The sequence below is a fragment of the Sphingobacterium sp. HMA12 genome (assembly GCF_002933815.1).
In the GTDB taxonomy this organism is placed as follows: domain Bacteria; phylum Bacteroidota; class Bacteroidia; order Sphingobacteriales; family Sphingobacteriaceae; genus Sphingobacterium.
In genome coordinates, this window is the sequence record NZ_BEYR01000001.1 from 1,304,012 (window position 1) to 1,325,262 (window position 21,251).

Annotated in this window: 18 protein-coding genes; 13 read left to right on the plus strand and 5 right to left on the minus strand. The window is 42.2% G+C overall.

The window, feature by feature from the left end; all coding sequences use genetic code 11:
• The first annotated feature begins 49 nt into the window (after positions 1-49).
• The 4 genes from HMAT_RS05605 (at position 50) to HMAT_RS05620 (ending at position 3,018) form a co-directional block, all read left to right on the plus strand.
• Positions 50-976 (plus strand): AraC family transcriptional regulator, encoded by a 927-nt coding sequence (locus HMAT_RS05605; RefSeq protein ID WP_104381791.1) that lies wholly within the window; start codon positions 50-52, stop codon positions 974-976.
• A gap of 18 nt (positions 977-994) precedes the next feature.
• Positions 995-1,870, plus strand: a complete 876-nt coding sequence (locus HMAT_RS05610) for a helix-turn-helix domain-containing protein (protein WP_233789121.1) — start codon at positions 995-997, stop codon at positions 1,868-1,870.
• Between the two features lie 77 nt (positions 1,871-1,947).
• Positions 1,948-2,664 (plus strand): FAD-binding oxidoreductase, encoded by a 717-nt coding sequence (locus tag HMAT_RS05615; RefSeq protein ID WP_104381792.1) that lies wholly within the window; start codon positions 1,948-1,950, stop codon positions 2,662-2,664.
• Positions 2,665-2,679: 15 nt separating this feature from the next.
• Entirely contained in the window at positions 2,680-3,018 is a 339-nt protein-coding gene (locus tag HMAT_RS05620; protein WP_104381793.1) for a hypothetical protein, read from the plus strand.
• Between the two features lie 89 nt (positions 3,019-3,107).
• Here HMAT_RS05620 and HMAT_RS05625 read toward each other — a convergent pair whose 3' ends face one another.
• Positions 3,108-3,578 carry a hypothetical protein gene (locus tag HMAT_RS05625; protein WP_104381794.1) on the minus strand — a complete coding sequence of 157 codons (471 nt, stop codon included), beginning with the start codon at positions 3,576-3,578 and terminating at the stop codon, positions 3,108-3,110.
• Positions 3,579-4,044: 466 nt separating this feature from the next.
• Here HMAT_RS05625 and HMAT_RS05630 point away from each other — a divergent pair, with 466 nt between their 5' ends.
• Positions 4,045-6,219: an ATP-binding protein gene (locus HMAT_RS05630; RefSeq protein WP_104381795.1), complete on the plus strand. Its 2,175-nt coding sequence runs from the start codon at positions 4,045-4,047 to the stop codon at positions 6,217-6,219.
• A 174-nt stretch (positions 6,220-6,393) separates the two neighbouring features.
• Positions 6,394-6,948 carry a DUF421 domain-containing protein gene (locus HMAT_RS05635; protein WP_233789122.1) on the plus strand — a complete coding sequence of 185 codons (555 nt, stop codon included), beginning with the start codon at positions 6,394-6,396 and terminating at the stop codon, positions 6,946-6,948.
• Between the two features lie 8 nt (positions 6,949-6,956).
• Here the strand turns inward: HMAT_RS05635 and HMAT_RS05640 are convergent, their stop codons facing one another.
• The gene (locus HMAT_RS05640; RefSeq protein ID WP_104381797.1) at positions 6,957-7,319 is read right to left on the minus strand and encodes a two-component system response regulator; all 363 of its coding nucleotides are present in this window, start codon (positions 7,317-7,319) and stop codon (positions 6,957-6,959) included.
• A gap of 159 nt (positions 7,320-7,478) precedes the next feature.
• Here HMAT_RS05640 and HMAT_RS26975 point away from each other — a divergent pair, with 159 nt between their 5' ends.
• A complete protein-coding gene (locus tag HMAT_RS26975; RefSeq protein WP_158655641.1) occupies positions 7,479-7,646 on the plus strand; it encodes a hypothetical protein in 168 nt (55 codons plus the stop codon).
• A 27-nt stretch (positions 7,647-7,673) separates the two neighbouring features.
• On the opposite strand, the gene HMAT_RS05645 is transcribed toward HMAT_RS26975, so the two are convergent.
• The gene (locus HMAT_RS05645; protein ID WP_104381798.1) at positions 7,674-8,408 is read right to left on the minus strand and encodes a DNA-formamidopyrimidine glycosylase family protein; all 735 of its coding nucleotides are present in this window, start codon (positions 8,406-8,408) and stop codon (positions 7,674-7,676) included.
• Between the two features lie 336 nt (positions 8,409-8,744).
• Between HMAT_RS05645 and HMAT_RS05650 the strand changes: the two genes are divergently transcribed.
• Positions 8,745-8,921, plus strand: a complete 177-nt coding sequence (locus HMAT_RS05650; RefSeq protein WP_104381799.1) for a histone H1 — start codon at positions 8,745-8,747, stop codon at positions 8,919-8,921.
• Positions 8,922-8,986: 65 nt separating this feature from the next.
• Here HMAT_RS05650 and HMAT_RS05655 read toward each other — a convergent pair whose 3' ends face one another.
• Positions 8,987-9,682, minus strand: a complete 696-nt coding sequence (locus HMAT_RS05655) for a response regulator transcription factor (RefSeq protein ID WP_104381800.1) — start codon at positions 9,680-9,682, stop codon at positions 8,987-8,989.
• An 18-nt stretch (positions 9,683-9,700) separates the two neighbouring features.
• Positions 9,701-11,368, minus strand: a complete 1,668-nt coding sequence (locus tag HMAT_RS05660) for a sensor histidine kinase KdpD (protein WP_104381801.1) — start codon at positions 11,366-11,368, stop codon at positions 9,701-9,703.
• Positions 11,369-11,551: 183 nt separating this feature from the next.
• Here HMAT_RS05660 and HMAT_RS05665 point away from each other — a divergent pair, with 183 nt between their 5' ends.
• From HMAT_RS05665 to HMAT_RS05685, 5 genes are all read left to right on the plus strand, one after another.
• Positions 11,552-12,397 (plus strand): GLPGLI family protein, encoded by an 846-nt coding sequence (locus HMAT_RS05665; protein ID WP_104381802.1) that lies wholly within the window; start codon positions 11,552-11,554, stop codon positions 12,395-12,397.
• A gap of 8 nt (positions 12,398-12,405) precedes the next feature.
• Entirely contained in the window at positions 12,406-15,033 is a 2,628-nt protein-coding gene (locus HMAT_RS05670) for a TonB-dependent receptor (protein ID WP_104381803.1), read from the plus strand.
• A 184-nt stretch (positions 15,034-15,217) separates the two neighbouring features.
• Positions 15,218-15,793 (plus strand): Crp/Fnr family transcriptional regulator, encoded by a 576-nt coding sequence (locus HMAT_RS05675; protein WP_104381804.1) that lies wholly within the window; start codon positions 15,218-15,220, stop codon positions 15,791-15,793.
• 64 nt (positions 15,794-15,857) lie between these two features.
• Positions 15,858-16,868: an NAD-dependent epimerase/dehydratase family protein gene (locus HMAT_RS05680; RefSeq protein WP_104381805.1), complete on the plus strand. Its 1,011-nt coding sequence runs from the start codon at positions 15,858-15,860 to the stop codon at positions 16,866-16,868.
• A 243-nt stretch (positions 16,869-17,111) separates the two neighbouring features.
• Positions 17,112-21,122 (plus strand): two-component regulator propeller domain-containing protein, encoded by a 4,011-nt coding sequence (locus tag HMAT_RS05685; RefSeq protein ID WP_104381806.1) that lies wholly within the window; start codon positions 17,112-17,114, stop codon positions 21,120-21,122.
• Positions 21,123-21,251 lie beyond the last annotated feature (129 nt).

Here is a 21,251-nt window from a genome sequence, read left to right on the forward strand (position 1 = left end):
AAAAGTAAAAAGTATTATACGCAAGGAAGTAACGTATTCCGAAAACAAGATGACGCAGAAAGAAATTTATCAAGATAGCTATGATCTGGCTGATGAGCCAACAGTGATAGACCGACAATTAAAGGGCTTACGGATGATCGCTACCAAAAACTGTGGGGATTATTGTGTTCAATTAAAAACAGAGGTTTATGCCTTGGTCGTCAATCTCGCCGATGTGCTAGGCATCCACTACAATGGTTTAAAGGAGACAGTATACAAAAACAAGAACTTGTTTATTCAATTAAATAATCCCAGTTTAGCGCTGGTTGGTAATAAAGAAAGTACTTATTTTATCTTGGCTTTTGACCACGAATATATCCGTGATGTTGGTCTGGAAGGGATATTTCGTCAAGAACTCCTATTCAGCGATGGACAAAACTGCCGCTTGATAGATCATATCCCGGCTCTTGTGGGCAAGCTGATGGATCTGAAACAGATGAGCCTCACCCACGAACTGATGACGGTTTATCTGCGGGCAAAAGTCAGTATGATCCTTTGTCTGTTATTGGATTCAGTGCAACATCATGTACGGTCTTCGCAATCTAAAATTGCTGCCGATCAACAGGAAAAGGTGCTTCTGGTAAAAGAAATTATTGAAAACAATCTGGACCAGAATTATACCATTTCAGCTCTTTCAAAGGAAGTAGGGACAAACGAACAATACTTAAAGCTGAACTTCAAAAAGTATGTGGGGCAAACTATTTTTAGCTATATGACCGCCTGTAAGATGTACAGGGCCAAAACCTTACTAAAGACAACAGATCTAAAAATCAGTCAAATATCACAACAGGTCGGTTACAAACATCCGACTCACTTTGCAGGAGCTTTTAAACGCTTTTTCGGTTGTATCCCAAATATGATCCGTTGCGCGGGTTTCTATTTGGCGGATAGTTTGGAATTGTTTATCCTTGGGGATGAGTTATTACTGCCATTCTGATCCGCAAAATAAAAATCAATGGTAAAATTCAAACAAGATATGCCGCATAAAAAAGATATCCCCGTCAGGACGCTACCCAAAGAATTTGGGAATGGTATTGCAATTGCGAAAGTCTCACCTGATTCTTTCTGGGAAGATGAGGAAACCATGCAGGCGCATCGACACGATTATCATTTTTTTGTTTTGCAGAAAAGTGGTGTGACCGTCATGGAAATAGATTTTAAGCTGTACCGCACGGATAAACCCACCATTCTTTATCAATCACCCAACCAGGTGCACCGCGCGTTGAAGGTGGAAAATATCGAAATGTTTATGCTGATCATGAGCAATGAAAATATACCCGCAGACTACCTGAATATTTTGCAGAGCATCTCGCCTTTAGAGCCCTTGGAGATCGGACCGGAAGATCTTGCTATTATTGAGAAGAGCTATAGTCTCTGCGTTGAGTTATATGAGCGGACGACGGACAAGCTGTATTCTTCCTTACTGCGGGACAGCTGCAATGCATTGATCGGGCTGCTGATTTCAATACATCTAAAATATACGAAACCCGCGGATTCACTTTCGCGATTTGAACGAATCAATAAGGGCTTTTTCCTCGCCTTGGAACAAGACTTCCAGACGTTGAAACGTCCAGCTGACTATGCCGCCAAATTTAATATTTCTGTTTCCTATCTCAACGAATGTGTGAAAAATGCAACCGGCTTTTCGGTTTCCTACCATATCCAGCAGCGCGTGATTCTGGAAGCTAAACGATTGCTTTATCACTCGGACAAATCGGTTAAAGAGATTGCCTTTGAATTGGGTTATGAAGATTATCCTTATTTTTCCCGCCTTTTTACCAAGATATGCGGCATGAGTGCTAAAATGTTTCGCAGTAAAAACCACGATTAGTCCAATCAATACAGCTATCCATTCTTTTTTATGCTGGTGCTGCTGGCTTTCTTTGTATTGAATAAAAATTGAAGAATATGCCAAGCGCTCCAAAGTGGGTATTTGATACCCTGAATCTCTTCGTAGCTCAAATTCCCGATGTACAGGTAAGCCACATTGAATACTTATCTACTTCTCTTAAACGAATTAGTTTACAGGGGAATTTTGAAAAATTGCACTTTTCGGTCGGTGCTTTTTTTGACATTCGCGTCTCTGATACAGACGCCCGAAGATATACCTTTGCTGAGATAAACAACGAAAAAGACAACTTAAAATTAATAGCACATCTCCATGGACATGGTCCTGGCAGTGATTATATGAACCGGCTGAAAATAGGTGATTGCATGACGCTCAACAAACCGCGGACGGAACAAAAATATTACGACCATTCGGCGCAGAAAATCGTGTTCTTTGGCGATGAAACATCACTGGCATTAGCCTGCTCTTTTTTGCCGGTGATGCAGGAGCAAAAAAAGCAATATCTGTTTCTTTTTGAACTGGATGCCGAGAACAATATGATCCCTGAGCTGCTGGGACTGGAAAACAGCATTGTCTTTCCAAACGCAACGGTATTTGCTCATCCGGATCAAATCAATGATTTACCCATTTTCAAAAATGGAGACTGGTCCGATGCTTACTTTGTGCTTACGGGAAATGTGAATTCGGTGCAAAATTTTAGAAAAGTGATAAAAAAACACACGAATGCCCGAATCAAGCACCATGGTTATTGGCTGCAGGGTAAAAACGGACTTTAACCTTAAACCTGAACAATGCATTATTTAGTGATAGAAAATAAACAACTGGAGGAATTGACCTATGACATCGTAGGTTTTTTGTGGGACAATGGAAATGAAATATCCATACAGGGGGGGTATAATGATAAAGACAGCAACTACCTTCGTACAGATTGTATTGTTTCGTTGGATAATAGCCCCTTTTCGGAACAAGACATCTTAACAACGAAGCCGTTTATCCATTTTTGTGAGGACGGTGTGTACTCCAACGTTATTCCTTCTCCATACCGGATATTTGAATGTAAGGGTTTGAACAAACAGACGCTTGCAGCTTTCTTTTCCTGGTGCATGCGTTTGAATCTTTTTAAAAAGTAGAGGACCGCTATATCCGCAAAAAAAATACACTGATCTATTTTAAGATCAGTGTATATCCCTTTATGCCTTAAGTATCTAATATGTTGGTATTAAAGTGCAGATTTGATAGCAGCCAGGCAGTCGGACTGATATTTCATGATGTTATCTTTGTCGGTAGCCGTAATTTTTCCTTCTACCGCGTTTTTGTCGATCTCATTTTTAATATCCAGCAACGATTTCTCCTTATCCACTGCTTTCTCATGTGAGTCGGCATTGATACGGTCTACCCAAGTTTTACCGAGCTTCGTATAAAGTTCTTTGGCTTTATCATTTGATAATGTCGGAGCAGGAACCGATGCGATTGCAGCATTGGCCGCAGCCTTATTTGAATAAACGACAGCTTCGGCATCTTTGGTGGCAGCATCCTCTGAGGTTTTCATCGCTTCTTCGTTCGCATCTGCAGCTTTATCCTCTGCATGTTCCATGCTGTCGGCTGCTTTTTCCTGTGGTGTTTGATTGTTACATGAAACTAAGATTGCTGCGGTCGCTAATGACGCGAAAAATGTTTTGTTTAAATTCATATTATCTATTTGTTTAGTGAAACTAATCAGATAACAAGTGCTTTTTGAAATTCGTTTGATATATTTTACTTTTTTATACCCCGTGCCAACTTGCTTTTGTTGTTTTTTGGTCTTTTTTTAAATTAAATGAAATTATTTCAAACAGTTTTTAGCTGGATACTGTTAATTAACTATAGAATGCTTGTCCATTCATGAAGAATTTTTTTTAAAAAGCTAGGCTCCTTTCCAACCTAGCTTTTTTTAAGCCTAAAGGCTAACTTGATAATTAGTGGACTGAATAATAGCATTTTTAAAGATAATGGAATTTTAAGCAATCGTTTGATTTAATTCAGGTAAATATTTTTTAATATATTTAGCAATCGATATGATTTGTTTGAAGAGGGGTGCAGGATTTAACTGTTTTTGACAAAATGTCTCTTGGAAGATTTCCTATTATAAGCAGATTTAATTACTAAAAATTAGCAGTATGCGGCAGATAGAATGCCATGAAGAGGAGATTCATCTATGTGGTAAGATCCAGTTTTTTGGTTTCTTATTTACTTTTGATGACAGTGGATGTATCGCCGCAAGTGAAAACCTAGTTGAGCTCCTGGAGACACCAATGAAGGATATTTTGGGATTGCCAATGGATCGGGTACTACCGCTATTGTCATCGGAGGTGGAATGGAATCTCGTGGAGATTGAAAAGCAAATCAATGGTGAGATATTCGTTCGTTTTGTGGAGCGAATACGTGTCAAAGACGTGGATTATTACCTCAGTATCTATCGATATGACAAAAAAACATATCTGGAAATCGAGATCTGCAATGAAGATCATTTAAAAGCAACCCGCTTATTCTACTATGCCAAATATTTGGAAGAGCAGCATGGTAATGCCTGGCAGTCATTAACCGTATTGATCCGGCAGATCATTGGTTTTGACCGCGTCATGGTCTATCGTTTTGAGGAAGACAGTAGTGGTCGGGTCATTGCCGAATCATTGGCCGAAGATATGAATTCACTCTTGGGCTATCGCTATCCCGAATTTGATATCCCAGCCCAAGCACGGACACTTTATACCAAATTTCTGGCGCGACATGTCGCTGATATTGATGCGCCTACAATTGCTATGCAGGGGCGCAAGGTTGAAGAGCTTGATTTGACACGTTGTAGCCTTCGGGCATTGTCGCCCGTGCATTTGCAATACCTACGTAATGCCGGGGTGCACGCCAGTGCGAGTTTTTCTATTGTTATCGAGGGTAAACTCTGGGGGCTGGTAGCCTGCCAAAACCGCAAGCCTCTCAACGTGGACCTTGCCCAACGGCATTTATGTGCATTTCTGACTCAATATGCGATAAATTATTACCTGTCGGAACATCAGAAGGAAAACCTTGTCGCACAGACGATCATGGGCGTCATGGAGCGTGACCTGAAGTCTGAATTACTCGTAAATCATGATATAGCGGTGGTGCTTGAGCGCTTTGCTCCGCAAATCATGGAAATCGTGGGAGCGGATGGCCTGATGATCAAACATGACCGTGGTTTCAAAACTTGGGGCGATGTTCCAACGGAGCAATTTCAACAACAAATTGATCACCATCTGGGCCAACTGGCAGACAATGAGCTATTCGCTACATCAAATTTTGTTTATGACGTCGATCAGGCAATGCAATCCACCATATTTCCGGGGATTATTCGGATAAATATTTTGCCCAGCAATACCTGGTACATTTATCTTTTTCGCAAAGAACATGTGTACGAGGACGTCTGGGCAGGCAAGCCCGAAAAGATCTATCAATATGATCCCGGGCGGAAGGTAGAATTTCCATCGCCACGAACTTCTTTTGAAGCATGGCGCGAAATTATGAAGGGTAAATCCACCAAATGGAGTAGGTCCGAACTTGCTTTTGTAGAAAAGGTCGCCCAAATAACCCAACAAGCTATCGCACAGCGGGGCGGTGAGATTGCCCAACTCAATAAAGAACTGATGCGCTCAAACAATGCATTGGATACTTTCGGGTATACATTGACACACGATCTTAAAAATCCATTGTCCTCCATCAAACTGGCGGCGCAGATGATGCTGTTAAAAGATGATCTACCCAAAGATCTATTGCGTAAAATGGCAACCAATATTATGGATGCCACAACATTGATCACCGAAATGATGGATAAGGTCTACCAATTGACGCAATCCAATTCTGTGTCTTTCAAGATGGAGTTAATAGATCCTCAACTAAAAATTCTGAACGTTGTGGAAAGTTGCAAGCAGCAGTTTGAGGTTGCGCATCTGGAGTTTGTCTTGGGGCCAACTTTACCGGTACAGGCTGAGCGTACGCTGCTCTATCAGTTGTTTTTAAACTTGATCGGAAATGCAATTAAATATAGCAGCAAGAAAGAGCAGCCGCGGGTAGAGGTCTATAGTGAAAAACAGGGTAATTCGGTTTGCTATTATATCAAAGACAATGGGATAGGCATGGATATCCGGGATAAAGCCAATATCTTCGAAATCTTCAAACGTTTGCCCAACTCACAGGGTTTTGAAGGCTCGGGGATCGGTCTTTCCATCGTGAAGCGTATAGCTAATCGTCTCTCCGCGAAGGTCACCGTAGAAAGTGAACTGAATGTAGGCACGACCTTCTGCGTTAAATTCAACGGATAATAACAATGGTGTTTCAAAACGAATAGGTCAATTACTTGTTCTTGAGTTATGATTAACTTGGAAAAAATTTTTGCTGGCGGCATAGATACATCATTTCTGTTCGAAATAGGCCTTCGTTCGGCCATCATGTTTCTGCTGATCTTAACGATATTGCGCCTATCCGGAAGGCGGGGAGTGCGGCAACTAACACTGTTTGAGGTAGCCATTATTATTGGGTTGGGTTCGGCAGCTGGAGATCCCATGTTTCAGGAAGATATTCCGATTTTTCATTCGGTTGTTGTTTTTATCTGCGTAATAGTCATTTATAAAACCATTACTTGGATCACGTCTAAATCTGAAAAGGTAGCCCAGATGTTAGAGGGCAAGGTCTTGCCCGTAGTTAAAGACGGTGTATTTGATATCAAACATGAGAATGACAATACCTTCTCACGCATGGAATTTTTTTCTGAGCTGCGCAACCTGAATGTAGAACACCTCGGCCAGGTCAAGGAAGGTGTACTGGAAGTCGATGGGACGATGAGTGTACTTTTTTATTCGGATGAAGACACAAAATACGGGCTGCCGCTTTTCCCATCATCCTACAAGGCTGTGGATACCGCTATGACCGACGGGCCATTTGCCTGTATGTATTGTGGAAATATCTTAACTCAACTAAGTGCTGGTGGGCCACAGTGCCCACGTTGCAAAAGAACAAAATGGGCCAAGGCTATGAACAATAGACGCGTTTGATGAAACTGTTAGGAATTTTTCTTAACGACATCAATCATATGATCGAGATCAAAAGGTTTTTCAATAAAATCATCTGCTTTGCAGGCGTTCGCTTTCGCTGGTAAATCAAAAGATGTGGACGTTAATACCGCTGAGATATCCTCGGTATCCGGATCAGATTTCAGTTCCTCGATGACTTTGGCTCCTTTTTTAGTCCCCTTGATATGCTCATCAACAATGACGAGATTGGGGTCAATTTCATCAATTTTTTCAATGGGTTCGGTGGTCAACGATGAAGTGACATCAAATCCTTCTTCTTCCAGCACTTCATCCATAATATTTAGAATATCTTCGTTATCCTGAATAAGCACAATCTTTTTCTTCTTCATCATTTTAAAAATTTGTTCAAATATATAAAATAAGAACGCTTGTTTTATATGAATTTTTAGGACACTTTTTAGATGGCAGACCAACGATTTTGTCCTCGCTATTGTTATGTATAAAAGTGATTAGCAAGGCTTATAAAATAGGAATCATTCAAGTATAAAATTATGGCTGTAAATAACAATAAACCTAAGAAAAGCACAGATGATGCGAAGGAAGAGGAAAAAGAATTGAAAAAAGAAGGTAATGCTTTTGCAAATACACCCGATACGCGGCCTTTGTCCAAGGCCATCGTGAAAGAAGAGAAAAGAAAAGAAACTGATCAGGATAAATAGTGTTGTGCTTTAAAACATATATTTGAACTAATATAGTTTCTGGTCATTTAGGCAATAAAAACATCTCCGTTTGGTTTTGCCTAAATGACCTCGGGCAAGTTTTTCGCCACATTTCGGACAGACGGATTTAGTATGTACCAACCAATGTTTTTTTAAGACAAAATCTCTTTTCCAACTTAAAAAATCAAAGCTGTAACGACGTGCTTCGGCGACGAGCTGCGCTATCTTTTTTGGAGGTAGGTTGCCGATCAAGCTTTCGGGCTGGACACCAATTCGAAAGAGCACCTCATTTTTAATAATATTTCCTACGCCCGAAAAAATATTTTGATCAAGCAGCGCATCGCATACCATAGCTGCTGGCATGGATTTCAATTTTTTCTTAGCCTGACTCGGGTTCCATATATCGCTCATCACATCCGCCTGCCAGTCAATTTCAGATAGATAGGATTTATCAATCCGTTTTGCGGAGCAGGTATAGAAAAATATGCTGCCTGTTTCAAACTGGATCATCAGACGCAAACTCTTTTCAGGCTTGGTCTGTTCATCAACACTGTATGAACCGAACATAAGCAAATGAATACGTATCGCTGCTTGATCAAACACCAGATAGATTTGCTTACCAAAGGTCTTGATGGTCGTTAACACTTCTCCAGCAAGCCAATCTTTATCGAATTTGGCATTTCCAAAGGCGCTTGTTACCTTTTCGCCTATAAATTGCTGGAGATTTTCTTTAATCAATACGATGGAAGGGCCTTCGGGCATAGTTTTATACTTTTGATTGTTATGATTTACTTTGACAGTGTCAATGTGAACAGTGTAAATGTAAACTGACTTTAATCGAGCGATAAACCTTTATTTTCTTTTGGAAAACAAGCTGTTTAGTATTTTTTAGTTTAGAACAATGCGCTCGCAACAAAAGTTTTGGAATTCATCTGCTGATTTCTTTCTGTCTTATCTTGGATAACTACAATAGCGGCAACAAAGGTGAGGATGTATTCACCATAAATTTTGGCGATATGGGACTACAGGCAAAGCGGTTGAATATAGGCATCATTCTTGCTAAAATGCAACAAGTTTAATTCAATAAATTATTATAAAATGGATAAGTTTAATCAACTGAAAGCTCTGATCGAAGGAGCGGAGAAAGATGCAGAAGCATTCTTCAACAAGAATAACAAAGCTGCAGGTACACGTTTGCGCAACGCGCTTCAAGAAACAAAAGCGCTTTCACAAGAGATACGTAACGACGTTACAGCTAAGAAAAACGCAAAATAACTCCCCATTAGTTGTTACATGAAGCCTGTTCTCCTTAGGGAACAGGCTTAGTCACTGCATATTATTTAACCAACAACCAGCTTAAATCCCTTGCCGCGGATATTGACAATCTTAATGCTGGGATCCGCTTCCAAAAATTTGCGCAGTTTGCTGATAAAGACATCCATGCTCCGGCTATTAAAATAACTATCATCCCCCCATACATAGTCCAGCGCCACCTTACGGTCGAGTACGGCATCCTGATGATCAACGAGCAGCTTCAACAATTGGGCCTCCCTGTAAGACAGCTGCTGCTGCTTACTCCCAATGGTAAGATGCAGATTTTTGAAACTAAAATAGTATTTGCCAATAGCATATTCTTCAGCCGCGCTGCCCTCAGTGTGCTTTAGGGCGGAACGCCTATTGAGAAGGGCATGCATACGAATAATCAATTCTTCCATGCTGAATGGCTTTTTGATATAATCGTTGGCACCGACCTCAAAACCCGTGGCCAGATCCTGAATCGTTGACTTTGCTGTCAGAAATATAATTGGAACTTCGCTAGCTAGCCCACGTACTTCCTGCGCCAAGGTAAATCCATCCTTGTAGGGCATCATCACATCAAATATACAGATGTCAGGTCGCACTACACAGAAGGATGAAAAGGCCTTGAGACCATCAACAGCCCAGATTACCTCAAAATCACGAAGCTCTAAGGCTTCCTTGATCAACTTACCCATCATGGGCTCGTCTTCGGCCAATAATACTTTAATTTTGTTCATACGATGATAACGGACGGATTAAGATTTAAGAGGGATGTGAAGGATAAATGTGGTCCCCATGTCCAGGCAGCTCTCCACTCGGATTGTCCCCCCGTGTAGCTCCACGATTTTTTTAACATACGATAAGCCCAGACCAAAGCCTTTTGTTGCGTGAACATTGCCCATGGGCACTCGAAAGAACTGATCAAATATACGGTCAACATAGTCCTTGGGAATGCCGATCCCATTATCGCGAAAGGACAGGCTGAAATACTGTTTTTCCAGGCTAACACGGAGCTGGATATCGGGCGCCTGATGACTATATTTTAGGCTATTGTCGAGCAAATTATAGAGAATGTTTTCCAAGTGAGTCTTATCCACCACGACATTCGGAAAATCGTCGGCAATTGTGAGTGTCAACGTTCCTTTCACTTCATCCAGTTTAGACTTTGTCTGGCGCTGAAAATCATGCAGGATCTGACTGAGATCTGTGGGCTCTTTTTCCAAAATATAAGGATCATCCTGCGCCAGCCGAAGTACGGTTTCAATCATGCTGGATACACGTTTGAGTTCAGCGCCACAGATATTGAGGTATTCATCGAGTTTTTCAGGGTTGTCCTTTATCCCAAATTTGCTCATCAGCTCCACAGCCAGGCTCGCGGTGGCGATCGGTGTTTTGAATTCGTGCGTCATATTGGAGATAAAATCATTCTTGATCTCGGTCATTTGCTTCTCACGATTGAATGAGTTAATGAGTGCTAGCGCCGTATAAAAAAGCATGCCCAAAATAAGCAACGAAACGAAGAAAAGCCATTTCATACTTTGTAAACTCGTCAGTACATCGGGTTTTACAGTAATTTCGGCATTATACACAGGGCTGATGGTACTCCGCACCAAAAGGTAGTGGCTAGTGGAATCCAAGCGCTGTTTTGTGCTATCTGCAAGAGCAGAAAAGGCAACTTTAAATTGATTTTTCAACTGCAGATCTTCAAAATTGGTCTTGATCAGCGAATCCAACAGCCGACCAATGGCTAATGTATCCATGTTACTTTGTGTGGATTCGGTATCATCGGCGTAAACCTTAACTGCAGAACCGTTCGATTGCGCCGCTGATGAAAGCTTTGTCGGCTGAACCTGTTTTTTTAAGCAGCCTGTATCAGCAGATGGCAACTCCGCCTTGTGGACGCTGCGCGAAGGGATCTGAACGAAACTGTCTTTGACAAAACTTGTACTGACTTTAACTTTCTTGGGTCGCTTGCCCCCGTTGGTGGCCGCTAAGACCGAATCAACAAGCTTCTTCTCCATATCCTTGTCACGTTCGGCGATATCCATCCGAAATTCATGTGCGGTTTTCTTCGGGCCGGCCGCACAGGTATCACAGTTTTTCTTTGCTGTGGAATCCTTTGTGATCTGCCGCCGGATCTCAACACCTTTCAGCTCATTATTAGATACCTGATCGAGTATGCCACCCATGGCACGCAGAATCGAGGACTGCTCTTTAGAAAGAGAGCTGTCAATACCGAAATATGTTTTGAGGCGAACGACATCTATCGCATCTTTGACTGCCCCCTGAATGATAATCTTCTCCTTTTGCTGATTGATACGAAAGGCATTGGATAGCCAAAATAGCTGCATCACAATAACAGCTATGGTACTGGCAATGAGCAAGGCAATGATAATGCGTGTTTTCCTGTGTGTGGTCATCATAAAATTCTCAACTACAATGCTAGCTAAAATCTGCGAAAAACGGGGATTTGCTAACAGTTCATAACATTACTTAACAGTAATTAACAATCCTGCGCCTGGTTAACAGTATTTAACAAAGCGATTATAAAGGGGGCTGTTAAGCCATATTACTTTTGATGCATTGATAAGATAAAAATACTAAAAATGAACACAACAAAGTTTTTACTGACCGTTACTATCGGTCTTTTTCTCTTCGCACAGAAGTTATTTGCCCAGGACAATCAGGTGGATATGTTTATTAAATATGATTTTGAACATATTGCTGACACTACAAAAAAAGAAGACCTGATTACACGTTCCATGTATTTATACATTGGTAAGGGGAGCTCCTTCTATTCGATGGCACCGATGGAAAAGAATCAGGAGCAGGGCTCGCTCCATATCAGTATGGATGCTGCCGACCAGTCGGATGCATTGGTCAATCTCTATACACCTTTCGGAACTGGAGAGCGTCCCTGCCTTGTAACCATGCTGGGCCAGTTGTATAAGGTGTGCCCCAATAAAAATTACAAAATAGATTGGGCCATCACCGAAGAAAAGCGAGATATCGGAGGTTATGCCTGCACAAAAGCTATCGGACAATTTGGTGGCCGTACCTATGAAGCCTGGTTTACCGAAGAAATCCCTTTTCCTGTCGGTCCCTGGAAGCTGCATGGCCTGCCCGGCGCCATTCTTGAAGCAAGCGATGTGACCAATGAAGTTCGCTTTCGTTATGCCGGACTCGATAAGGTCACAGACAAGATGCCCCTGATGGAGATCGACAAATTACCCGAACTTCCCTATGAGAAATACCGCAAAGCACTTGAAAACAGTAAAGCAGACAAGCTGGGTGCAATGATGGCTCAGTTACCGCCTGATGCAACAGTAAGTTTCAAGACGCAGGACGGAAGGGAGATCACGCGTGAACAGGCGGAAGCGCTGATGAAGCAAGCCGGAAAAGATAAACAAAAGTTTCAGCTGAATAACCCGGTTGAACGTACCATCAATTAAGGATCCCAATGAAAGATATCTTTTGCAGTCTATACCTGTCCGTACTGTCCACACTTGTTTTTGCACAGGAGAAAATCGAAGGTACTATCAGCAGCGACAAGCAACCAATAGCTTATGCGACCATCGTGATCGGCTATGCCAATAGTAGCCTCCATACAGTCAGGAGCAATAGTACAGGTCAGTATGCATTTCATCTGACGAAAGAAGAAATGTCCAAGGTCCAATGGATCGAGGTGAGTCATATCTCTTATGAGAAAGTTCGGAAGGAATATAAAGACCAGAACCAGAAAGTGGACTTTGAGCTGGTCAAAAAATCTATTCAACTGGCAGATGTCACAGTCAGGAGCAGACCGTTGGCCGTACGCCGCGCAGGTGATACCACGCGTTATGCGGTCAATAACTTTGTCTCGGCAGAAGACAGAAATATCGGCGATGTGCTGCGTCGCATGCCTGGCATTGAGGTGGACGACAATGGTGTCATCAAACACAATGGCAAGACCGTCAGCCGCATGTATGTTGATGGGGACAATATCTTTCAGAATGGCTATGGCGTAGGCACCAGAACGATACAGCCCAAAGCGGTAAAAGACGTGGAGCTGGTCCAAAATCATGAACATAAAAAAGTCAAACAGGGGGTAAGCAACTCCGAAGATGTCGCATTAAATCTCGTTCTGAACGAAGATGCTAAAATGATCTGGTCCGGGGAAGCTACAATTGGTATTGCCGCACCGTTCGATGGCTTCGTCAATGGAAATACGATGAGCTTCAAAAAGAAGTATAAAACTTTAAATACGCTGCAATATAATTCCATAGGTGAACGCATAAACAATGATGTGGAATCCATTGGCTCATTCAACCTGACTGAACCGATTGCAGCAGCAACTCCCGCTGTACCGACAAATAAGTATTACAACAACCGGTCCGTAGCCTTTAATACGAATCAGTTTTATAAATCCTCCGAACAATGGAGTTCCAGCGTCAATGGCAATCTATGGGCCGACAGGGAGCGACTCATGAGCGATGGTACGCAAAGATATCTGTTGGCCGATGGTCGTGAGGTTACCTACAATAATTATTATAATACCACAAAAAAACCGTTTTATGGGCGCGGTAGCTTTACATTGGAAGGTAACGATAATCGCTATTATTTAAAAAATACAATTGATTTTAAAGCCGAAAACCAAAACCATCATACCTGGTTACTGGATGATGGGGCACGCTATGATCAATGGGGTCGGGATCGGCTGAATTTTATTGCCGAATCCATGGAGTATACGCCCAAGTTAAAAAACAAGGACCTGATCACCTTTAATCTGGATCTGGAGCGCAAATGGCATACAGACCGGCTGGAAGTATCACCCGGTGTGATGGCGAATTATTTAAATGAAAATCAGCCCTACGATGAGGTTCGGCAAGCCGTTTCTCTGCCGCAGACCAGCGGAAATATTCAGGTCGCCTATACACGTAACAATACGCGCTTAAAACGGACATATTTTGCCCGTTTGAATTATCTCGATAAAGAACTGAATTCGGCATTAAACCTGGTCAAAGATGGATCTGTATTTGATAACGAAAGGTTTCCCGACAACAATTTACGCTGGAAACAACAGCAAATGTCTGCTGGTGTAAAGCTGGACTGGAAAAATAAGAATTTTATCTTATCCGGAGCTCTTCCTCTGACCTGGAATGGATGGGATATTGCTGATCGTCTGGTAGGATCCGCGACAAAAACAACGAAACTGTTGTTTACACCATCTGCCTCCCTGCAGGCTTACCTGCCCAATAGGGATTACTTCCTGTTATCACTCCGTTTTAATCAAGAAAATTCAGACCTCGATCAGCTTTACCCGAATCCAATCCTAAGTAATTTTAGGGAAATAAAAAGTTTTGCTGCACCCTTGTATTTCACTTCGAGTCAAGCTTATATACTACGCTATAACATCGAACGGCCAATCAGCTTATTTTACATGAATGTAACAGCTTCGCATTTACAGACACAAAATGATTATCTAATCGGTCAGGATGTAACACAGCAGGGGATCATCAGCAAATTGCTGCCCTATGATAATCGGACAACGACCAATAGTCTGACACTGGGTATGTCCAAATCCTTATTGAAAGAGGGAATTTATTTGGGGTTCAATGCAACTGCAAATCAAAATAAATACAATCAACTTTTGAATGGTCAATTTGCGGCAGCCACCGGCACTACGATGACCTTAAGTCCGCGGCTTGAATATAAGGGAATCTCCCATACGACATTGACCTATCAGTATAGCTATAGCACTTTTTTGAATAAGCTTAGCGGCGAGCAGGAACAAAATTCCAACCGCTATACCTCAAATACCCATAGCCTCGGTATGCTGTATGTTGTCGGCACCTACTTATTTGTGAAAGGAACCTGGAGCTACGGTAGTTATCAAAGCAGTGCCCTTGATCCAATTGCCAATGGCTTTCTGGATGCATCCATCCGTTACAAACCACTTAAAAGCAAACATAGTCTGGAACTTAACATCAATAATATCCTCAATAAAAAATTATACACCAGTTACAGCTTGACTGCGAACCTGGAAAATCGACAAACCATTCCGTTACGTGGACTACAGTCGGTATTGAAATACAGCTTTCTGTTTTAAGATAGCGTTTGCTGCTGACCATTACAGGTCGCCGTAACCACAAATCGAAGCTGGATAGGTATCCGCTTTGATTTGTGGTTTATCTGAATGAGATTGTATTTCTTGATCGGTTCTATTCCAGAAAAAGAGCACTATGGTACATGGATTTATTCCCTATATTGCAAAAGAAAATAATCGGTAGGAGATGCACACAAAGTTTATTGAACTAATTACACAACAGGTCACGCTTTCAAGTCTGGAAAAGGATTTGTGCCAACATTATCTGGAACCGGTAAAGTTTCCTAAAAACCATATCATCGAGGAGGAGGGGCAGGTGCCAGCTTATCTGTATTTTGTTGTATCGGGCTTTGTCCGCTTGTTTCATTATAACGATAAGGGTGATGAGGTAACAACGCATATCAACTGCCCACCGGGATTTATCACTTCGTTTGTCAACTTCAACAATCAAACCCGATCGGATGAAAATTTGGAATGCATCACAGACTGTGAACTACTGCGAATCGGCAAAAGGAATCTTGATCTTTTCATTGAACAATCACCTGCATTTAAAGATTTCAGTATTTATGTGTTTCAACAGTCGCTATCCTACAATGAGAAACGAGCAAAGGAATTGGCAACGCTTACAGCTGAAAAACGTTATCTGAAACTGATGGCCGAGCAGCCGGAATTGCTCCACAACGTCCCGATGCAGTATATTGCTTCTTTTCTGGGCATGAACCCCAAAAGTTTGAGCCGCATCCGTAAACGGATCATTAGGTAACATTTGTGAAGTGGTTTTAAATCGCCAGGGCAGAACTTTGCCATAACATTTAAAATCTACACACATGTCAACTAAAAATTTGGTACTGGTGTCCGGTGCGAACGGACATTTAGGTAATAACCTTGTCAGATTATTGATCGAAAAAGGCTTTCAGGTACGCGCATCGGTGCGGAATATCAGCCGCAGCGACAGTCTAAAAGGGCTGAATTGCGAAGTCGTCCAGGCAGACATCAGGGATAAAGCTGCATTTAAAAAAGCATTACAAGGCGTCGAAACCTTCTATGCTGTGGGTGCCGCTTTTAAATTGTGGGCAAAAGATCCACAAAAAGAGATCTACGAGGTGAATATGCAGGGGACACGAAATACCATTGAAGCCGCTGCTGAAGCAGGTGTCAAAAAAATCGTCTATGTAAGTTCCATAGCCGCGCTGAACTATACGTACACACCCACCAAAGAATCGAACGGTTACAATCCAGATCGCAGGGATGCCTATTACAATTCGAAGAATGACGGAGAAACGCTAGCGCTTAAATTGGCGAAGGAATGGGGTGTCGAATTGATCTCTGTGATGCCCGGTGCCATGATCGGCGGCGAAGCTGCTCTTCCCCTGAATGTTTCCTATGATATCCTAAGATTGATATTAACCAAACAGATTCCCGTCGACACCAATATTGCACTCAATTGGGTGGATGTCAAAGACGTCGCCGAAGGCTGTTATCTCGCCGCCACGAAAGGAAAATCAGGGGAGCGGTACATACTCGCAAATGAAAAGTGTATGCGCATCACTGATACAACCAAAATAGCACAAAAACTATATCCTACACTTAACCTACGTATTCCAGCTTCTGTGCCCAAGTTTGTGCTCTATGGGATTGCGGGACTGATGCAGTTGTCAGCGAAGTTAAAAGGGAAACCACCCATAATCACGACAAAAGATATTGCAATGTTCTCAGGCCTTCAACAGGATTTCGATATTTCTAAGGCAAGAACTGAACTGGGGTTTAACCCCAAAAGCAGCGAACAGGCAGTCACCGAAGCATTGGCATATCTGATGGAACACAAAATACTGCTTTAGCGTTAGCGCAGAATAATTGCATCATAAATCTATTTATGATGCAATTTCTATTGTATGATGCATAGCTTGTCAACATATAGTCAACAAGCTTGTCTTTACACGATGGAGCTCTTAAATTGTTATCTGCCGTATATCATTCTTTATAAGCTACCTTAAATAAAGGTGCATTGTGTTCGCATTAAAAAGCGTATTGGGACTTGCTGGATTTGCTCAATTTTTGTATCATTGGGGAGATCATAACCAATGCAGCAGCTTAAGTCTTTTTTATACGCGTATCTCCACCTCTTTTTTCTCCTTTTGTTAGGGCAATCTTCGGCTTGGGGCCAGGTCAACAACTACGCTTTTAAAACCTTAACTTCTGACCAAGGCTTGGTTCATAATCACGTCAATTGTGCACTCCGCGATAAGTACAATTACCTTTGGTTTGGTACCGAATCTGGCCTGAGCCGGTTTGACGGGGTACAATTCACAAATTTTCGTTATTCTGCCAGTAAAGGTACCGGACTGAGTGGCAATGTCATTTCGGGACTCTTTGAAGGACCCGAAGGAAATGTATGGATTCGTACCGCAAATCGCATGAATGTATATGATCAACGCGCAGGTATCATCGTTCAACAAATAGATTCCTTGCTGGCTGCCCTAAAGCTGCCTGTCATGGATGTCTATGCTATCAGGCCCCTGGATGAGCATAGCTTTGCACTTTTGTATAGCGATCGGTCCCTGATCTTGTACGATTACCTAAAGAAAACGTATCGCAAGGTGCCGCAGTTGACCAAGGACAGCAAAATCACCGATGTAATTTCCGGCAGCGGCCAGACCATCTGGGTAATCTACGAAAACGGCCTAATCGCCAATATCGATACCAAGTCACTGCAAAGTATTAAGACCAGCAGGCTACCAATCCCAAATAAGCTGATTAATTATAATCTGTTTACCGATCGCGATGGCGCCATTTGGATATTCTCAAAAGATATTCCGATCGGGGTTTACTGGCTTGATCCAAAAGACGGACAAATTCATCATTTACAAAAGGAACTTTCCAATCCTTTTGTGGGTAATATCGTGCAAGACGACCGGGGACAGCTTTGGCTGGGCACCGATCATGGAGGGATCAACATCTACAATAAGAAAACCACCAGTATCGAAATCGTTGGGAATGACAAATATGATTTACGAAGCCTACCTTACAATAGTATAACGTCCTTATATCGGGATAAATCAGGTATTATCTGGGCTGGGACGTACAAAGGCGGCATCAGTTATTATCATCCCAACTTATTGTTATTCTCCTTAATCAAGAGCTATCCCGGCCTCCCCAAATCGCTCCCTTTTGATGATGTCAATAAGTTTGTAGAGGATCGCAAAGGTAATCTCTGGATCGGAACAAATGGAGGCGGATTGCTCTATTACGATATTAGACAGAAGACTTTTACTCAATATCTTCATGATCCGGGCAACCCGAAGAGCCTGAGTAGCAATGTGATCGTTTCCTTATTCCTGGATGCAGACAATACGCTCTGGATAGGGACTTATCGAGGTGGTATGTGCCGTTTCAATGGCAAAGATTTTCAGGTTTTCCATCGTGATTCGGCTCCTGGAGAGCTAAATGACGACAGTGTATGGGAGATCTATGAGGATAGTCAGCATCGTTTTTGGGTAGGAACACTGAGCACGGGTCTTTACCTGTTTGATAAAAAAACGTCGCGCTTTTCGAAAACATACACCCGGCAGGGGGAACCTATCAACAGCAATTATATCTCTGTCTTATTTGAGGATTCAAAAAAACGGCTCTGGATCGGCACAGCTACAGGCTTGGCATTGCTGGGGCCTGATGATAAGATCAGCTATATCAGTACGGGAAGTTCGCGCCTAAAACTCATGAACGATTTGATTTATGATATAAAGGAAGACAAAAATGGCCGTATTTGGGTAGCAACACAAGAGGGTCTGCATGTGATAGATGATAAAAAAATCAGCTACCTGACACAGGCGGATGGACTCAGTGATGATGCAATCCTAGCTTTGCTGGTCGATAATCAAGGTAATATTTGGGCCTCAACCAATAAAGGCCTGTCGGAGATCGTCGGTAAGGGGCAGGCACAAAAATTTATTATCCGCAACTTTACACAGGAACTGGGCCTACAGGGGAATGTTTTTAATGAGAACGCTGCTTTAAAAATGCGGGATGGAAGGCTTATTTTTGGCGGGCCAAAAGGATTTAACTTCATTGATCCTACAAAAATCAGTGACAAAAGTGAGCTGATATTGCCAGTGTTATCCAATCTCTATTTATTCAACAAGCGGGTAGCAGTAGGTGAGGAGTTTGCAGGTCGGGTCATCTATGATCAAGCCCTGAATAATCTCAATGAATTAAGCCTTCCATACAATCTAAATGCCATCTCCCTGGAGCTCTCCACCTTTGATTATCTGCAACAGCATAATGGACTCTACCAATATCAGCTTGCTGGTCTAAGTGATGAATGGTTTGATTTTGAACCGGGAACTATGCGGGCCAGTTTTACCAATCTGGACACCCGCAGCTACAGCTTGTATATTCGGCACGCTATCGATTCGAATAGCTGGTCGGATGGTGTACTACTTTTGACAATCGATATACAGCCGCCTTTTTGGCGTTCTACCTGGGCCTTTCTTTTTTATGCCTGTTTGCTACTAGCCGTCCTATGGGCTTATTTTTATTTGACAAAACTACGTGTCAAGACGCGCAATCAACTTTACCTCGCCCAGGAACAGGCAACACAGGCAAAGGAGCTGGATGCTTTAAAAACACGTTTCTTTACCAATATAAGTCATGAGTTCAGGACTCCGATCAGCTTGATCCTAACCCCAGCACAGCAGTTGTTGGATGAAGAACAGCATCCAGAAAAAAAAGCTGACCTAAACTTAATCAAGAAGAATGCCGACCGCCTGCTTAAATTGGTCAATCAGCTGCTGGACTTTAGAAAATTGGAGAAAAGTGAACTGGAACTGAATGAGGAGTATGGAGACCTCATGGGATTTATCCGCGAACAACTCGATGCCTTTGCCGGAATGGCCCAAAGCAATCAGATCTCCCTACAGGTCAATATTGCCCAAGACATATATCCATCCTGGTTTGACAAAAACAAACTGGAAAGCATTATTTTCAATTTGATGTCAAATGCGATCAAGTTTAGCCCAGTATCCGGTATTGTGGTATTCAATGCCGAAGTAACTGAACAAGAAGTAGGAAAGGTACTGCTTATTGAAGTTCAAAATCAAGGTGCAGCGATTCCTGAAAACTTACAATCCCGCGTTTTTGAACGTTACATGCAACTGGCTGTGCCAAATGGAAAACTAAATCAGGGTACGGGTATCGGGCTTTCTATTGTAAAAGACTATGTAGAATTTTTGGGTGGAAATATCAGGCTGAGCAGCAATGTGCAATGGACGACATTTTATGTTCAACTACCTTTAAATAAGGTCGCAACGAGCACTGATCCCGTCGAAAGCAACAAGCAGGATAAACCCGCTATTTTATTGGTCGAAGATGATATTGACTTCCTCCATTACCTGGAGCGGACCCTAAGGTCAATCTACGTAATCCACTCTGCAAAAGGTGTCAATGAGGCGAAATTGATTTTAAGCAAGCAACAAGTTGATCTCGTCATCACCGATCTCAGCCTGCCCGGGGAGAGTGGGTTGGATTTTTGCCGCTATATAAAAGTCCAGGCTAAGCTGGTCCATATCCCTGTGCTGATTGTAACGGCGGTAGTCAATCAGAAAATTGAACTGGAAGCCTTGCAGGCCGGTGCTACAGATTACATCAACAAGCCTTTTAATATCAGTCTGCTGCGTTCTAAATTGGCGCAGATACTCAATCAGCAGCAGAGCTTGGTAAAACGTTATAAAAAACAGATTGACGTCCAACTGACCCAACCCGATATTGAGTCTGCCGATGAACAGTTTATCCGTACGCTGGTAAAGGAAATTGAAAAGGACCTCAGTGACTCGTCGCTTTCTGTCGAACTGCTGGCCAAAGGAATGAACATCACCCGCGTAGGGCTTTACAAAAAGGTGCTTGCCATTACGGGTTATTCGCCGATGGAATACATCCGTCATATCCGGCTTAAACGTGCTATGCATCTGGTTCAGAACTCAAAATTATCAATGGCCGAAATTGCGTATACTGTAGGATTCGGAAATCCCAAACAATTCAGCAAATATTTTAAATCTGCTTTTGGCAATTTGCCCTCATTCTACCGCAAACAGCTGTAAAACTGGCGCTTAAATACTATTTAGGTTCTGTATTATATTTTGTATGTTAACAAAATAGCCCCCAAAAGTTAACAAATCATCACCTTTATACAACCGGTTGCACGCTATATTTGATTTGTTCTTTCGGTA